The sequence below is a fragment of the Sandarakinorhabdus sp. genome (assembly GCF_040398645.1).
Classification (GTDB): domain Bacteria; phylum Pseudomonadota; class Alphaproteobacteria; order Sphingomonadales; family Sphingomonadaceae; genus Sandarakinorhabdus.
The window spans coordinates 2,217-5,002 of sequence record NZ_JBBATR010000003.1; the positions used below are offsets into that span (position 1 = coordinate 2,217).

Annotated in this window: 5 protein-coding genes; 1 reads left to right on the forward strand and 4 read right to left on the reverse strand. The window is 66.2% G+C overall.

Going from position 1 to position 2,786, the window contains the following annotated elements:
* From yidC to rpmH, 4 genes are all read right to left on the reverse strand, one after another.
* On the reverse strand, positions 1-527 hold a 527-nt coding region (gene yidC, locus ABWP50_RS01080), incomplete at its 3' end, for a membrane protein insertase YidC (RefSeq protein ID WP_353216138.1).
* A 75-nt stretch (positions 528-602) separates the two neighbouring features.
* Positions 603-812 (reverse strand): membrane protein insertion efficiency factor YidD, encoded by a 210-nt coding sequence (gene yidD / locus ABWP50_RS01085; RefSeq protein WP_353216139.1) that lies wholly within the window; start codon positions 810-812, stop codon positions 603-605.
* Positions 809-1,186 carry a ribonuclease P protein component gene (gene rnpA, locus ABWP50_RS01090; protein WP_353216140.1) on the reverse strand — a complete coding sequence of 126 codons (378 nt, stop codon included), beginning with the start codon at positions 1,184-1,186 and terminating at the stop codon, positions 809-811. Before rnpA ends, yidD begins: the two co-directional genes overlap by 4 nt.
* Positions 1,187-1,189: 3 nt before the next feature.
* Positions 1,190-1,324, reverse strand: a complete 135-nt coding sequence (rpmH, locus tag ABWP50_RS01095) for a 50S ribosomal protein L34 (RefSeq protein ID WP_353216141.1) — start codon at positions 1,322-1,324, stop codon at positions 1,190-1,192.
* Positions 1,325-1,462: 138 nt separating this feature from the next.
* Between rpmH and argJ the strand changes: the two genes are divergently transcribed.
* Positions 1,463-2,686 (forward strand): bifunctional glutamate N-acetyltransferase/amino-acid acetyltransferase ArgJ, encoded by a 1,224-nt coding sequence (gene argJ, locus ABWP50_RS01100; RefSeq protein ID WP_353216142.1) that lies wholly within the window; start codon positions 1,463-1,465, stop codon positions 2,684-2,686.
* Positions 2,687-2,786 lie beyond the last annotated feature (100 nt).

The following is a 2,786-nucleotide window of genomic DNA, read 5'->3' on the forward strand; positions in this document are numbered from 1 at the left end:
GTGGGCGCCGTAGTGGTGAGGGTGACCGGCGTCGTCGGGGTCAGCGTGGCGCGGTCAGCCGTCCACACTGCGGTCGCTGGCGGCGCGGCGGCGCCCACCCAGCCAAATTGCGCAAACTGGGCATCGGCAGTGCCGCCTGGCGAAAACAGCCGAACGGGCGGCGAAGTGCCGTCAATCGTCTGGCGGTAGCTGGGCAGGGTGAGATCATCAAAGCGCGCACCGGTCAGATTGATCGAGCCAGTCAGCCGCGGCGTGACGATGCGCACCCGCGGGCCGGCGGCCAGCGCCGCCGCGCGCGGCACCACCGCAGCAGTGCCGGAAATAGCCGGCATTTGGCCAGCAGGCTGCAACGCTTTGCCAGCACCTGGCAACGCCGCGCCACTTTGGGTCACCGCCGGGGCAGCAGTTTGCGGCGTTTCGGGGAGGAAGCGATCGGCAAAGAACGTCCAGCCGATCAGCACCAGCGATGAAAGCAGCACGGCCAGCACGATATTCTTCGTGTCGGGCGATTGATTGTCCTGGGCCAAGGCCTGTCTCTTTGCTGGGGCCGGTTTCGGGGCGGGAACCGGATTCGGGAATGGAATTTTGAAGCCTATAGCCGGTCAGGGCACCGGGTCATAGCCCGATGACCCCCATGGATGACAGCGGCCAATCCGGCGCGCCGCCAGCCAGCCGCCGCGCAGCGGGCCGTGGCGTTCGATGGCGGTGATGGCATAGGCGGAGCAGCTGGGCGTGAAGCGGCAACTGGGCGGCATCACGGCGGAAAATGTCAATTGCCACAGACGGATGGGCCAGATCAGCAGCCGTTTCATGGCCGCCTGCCGGGCCTGCCACCCGTGTGCGGCGGGGCGGGCAGCAGCGCCTTGCCCAGCGCCTTGGCCAGATCGGCCTGCAACGCGGCAAAATCACGTTTGAGGCCGGCATCGCGCCCGATCAGCACATGATCGGCGCCGCTGTGGCCGTGTGCCGGCAACATCAGCCGGACAATTTCGCGAAGTCGCCGCTTCAACCGGTTGCGAACCACGCTGTTGCCAACCTTCTTGGTGACCGTGTAGCCGGCGCGCATCAGGCTTGTGCCGTCGCCGCGCTGGCGCACCAACAGCACAAAGCCGGCGGTTGGCACCCGCCGGCCCTGGTTGGCAGCCAGAAAATCACGCCGCAGCCGGATTGTCTCCGGCGCTGCCATGGATCAGGCCGACAGCTTCTTGCGGCCACGCGCGCGGCGGGCGTGGATCACCTTGCGGCCACCAACGGTGGCCATACGGGCCCGAAAGCCATGGCGGCGGGCACGAACAAGGTTGGACGGCTGAAAGGTGCGCTTCATCGAAACAGTCCCGAAACAAGATAATCAGGGCCGCAGTTGCCCGCCGCCAGAACGAAGGATGCCGATAAGGCGGCAGTTGCGCCGAGTCAACTGCGCAAGCCTCTGGACACTGAAGCCGGGCATGGCAATGTGGGCAGCATGACGATTTCACCGCTCGCCCTGCCCTTTCCCGCTTTGGACGCTGTTGCCGGCGTGCGCATCGGCACGGCCAGCGTGACCTACAAAAACTGGACGCGCGATTGTGTGACGCTGGCGGCGTTCATCCCCGGTACCGCTGTCGCCGGGGTGACCACCCGATCGAAATGCCCATCGCCCGAAGTGGAACTATGCCGGGCAAATCTGGCCGGCGGCCGGGCGCGCGGCCTCATCGTGAATGCCGGCAACAGCAACGCATTCACCGGCCTGTCCGGCCGGCAGGCTGCGCAGGCACAGGCGGCGCGGGTTGCGGAGCGGCTGGGCTGCTCACCGGCGGAAGTGTTCAGCGCCTCGACTGGCGTGATCGGGGTGCCGCTGCCAGTGGATCTAGCGCTGGCCGGGGTTGATCTGGCCCATGCCGCGCTTGGCAATGGCGATTTTCTAGCCGCCACCAATGCCATCGGCACCACCGATACCTTCCCCAAGGCCGCCACCGCTGCCGCCATGCTGGGCAGCACCCGCGTAATCATTACCGGCATCGTGAAGGGCAGCGGCATGATCGCGCCGGATATGGCGACGTTGCTTGGCTTCATCTTCACGGACGCTGCGATTGCGCCGCCACTGTGGCAAGCCATGCTCACCGCGGCCGTGGCCAATAGTTTCAACGCCATAACGGTGGACAGCGACACCTCGACATCCGACACGGTGCTGGCCTTTGCCACCGGCGCGGCCGGCAATGCCGAATTGACCAGCATGGACGACGCCGGCGCCGACGCCCTTGCCGCCGCCCTGGCCGATGTGTGCCGGCAATTGGCGATATTGGTGGTGCGCGACGGTGAAGGCGCGAGCAAGCTGATCGAAATCACGGTCACCGGCGCCATTGATGATGCTTCGGCCAGGACCGTGGCGCTCAGCATCGCCAATTCGCCGCTGGTCAAAACCGCGATTGCCGGCGGCGATGCCAATTGGGGCCGCGTGGTGATGGCGGTGGGCAAGGCCGGCGAACCCGCCGAGCGCGACCTGCTGAGCATCCGCTTTGGCGACACGCTGGTGGCGAGCCAAGGCGCGGTGGTGCCCGGCTATGACGAAGCCCCGGTCGCCGCGCATCTGGCAGGCAGCGAGATTCTCATCACCGCTGATCTTGGCCTTGGCGCCGGCCGGGCGCGGGTGTGGACCTGCGATCTGACCCATGGTTACATCAGCATAAATGCCGATTACCGCAGCTGAAAGTGAGCGCCATGCAGCCCATTCTCTATCATTATGAAAATTCGCCGTTTGCCGAACTGGTGCGCGCCGCGTTTGGGGTGAAGGGGCTGGCATGGGGCAG

Coding starts and splice junctions, on each gene's coding strand:
- yidD (WP_353216139.1), bottom strand. CDS start 812: ATGAAACGGCTGCTGATCTGGCCCATCCGTCTGTGGCAATTGACATTT.
- rnpA (WP_353216140.1), bottom strand. CDS start 1,186: ATGGCAGCGCCGGAGACAATCCGGCTGCGGCGTGATTTTCTGGCTGCC.
- rpmH (WP_353216141.1), bottom strand. CDS start 1,324: ATGAAGCGCACCTTTCAGCCGTCCAACCTTGTTCGTGCCCGCCGCCAT.
- argJ (WP_353216142.1), top strand. CDS start 1,463: ATGACGATTTCACCGCTCGCCCTGCCCTTTCCCGCTTTGGACGCTGTT.